This window comes from Fructobacillus ficulneus (genome assembly GCF_001047075.2).
Classification (GTDB): Bacteria; Bacillota; Bacilli; order Lactobacillales; family Lactobacillaceae; genus Fructobacillus; species Fructobacillus ficulneus.
Window position 1 is genome coordinate 171,072 of the sequence record NZ_DF968005.1, and the last position, 619, is coordinate 171,690.

The following is a 619-nucleotide window of genomic DNA, read 5'->3' on the forward strand; positions in this document are numbered from 1 at the left end:
ACCATTTTTGCTGGGCCAATAGTTAAGAGCTATTGGACTGTCGCTGTTGTTACAGCGGGGTGCTATTCAACTGTTTTTGGTAAAGACTTTTTTAGGCAAAATCCAAACGACAGGGCGAAAACCCCCGTTGTTTGGATTTTTTTTTGTTGCCGAAGGAGGCTATCACTATGGTTGTCGCGAATCACCGCCCAAGTCGAATTTTAATTTCAAAAGCTGCAGTAGCTAAAAACTTAAAAGCGATGCGCGATGCTAGCGATGCTAGTTTTGTCTTCTTAACGGTTAAGGCCAACGCCTACGGCTTTGGTTTGCTGGAAATGAGCCGGGCCGCCGTTGACGGTGGTGTTGATGGTTTGGCAGTCGCTGTCTTAGACGAAGCGATTGCCTTACGCAAGGCCGGCTTCTGCCAGCCAATCCTAGTTCTTGGGTTAACATCCGTTGCGGATGCCCAACTCTTAGCTGACTACCAAATCATTGCCACGGTGACCGACCGCGATTGGTTGACCCAAGCCAACGCCAACTTACGACTCGGTGGACCTAAGCTCTTGGTTAACCTAGCCGTTGATACCGGCATGGGTCGGATTGGTTTCCGCAACCGGGATGATTTAGCCGCCGCCATTGA

The 619-nt window shown here is 49.8% G+C and carries 1 protein-coding gene and 1 riboswitch (1 of these 2 running past the window's edge); the gene reads left to right on the plus strand.

What is annotated here, in order from left to right; genetic code table 11:
- Positions 1-73: riboswitch (Lysine riboswitch) on the plus strand; it begins 134 nt to the left of the window's first position.
- A gap of 94 nt (positions 74-167) precedes the next feature.
- Positions 168-619: alanine racemase (locus AOQ29_RS05530; RefSeq protein WP_179948359.1), on the plus strand; the 452-nt coding region annotated here is incomplete at its 3' end.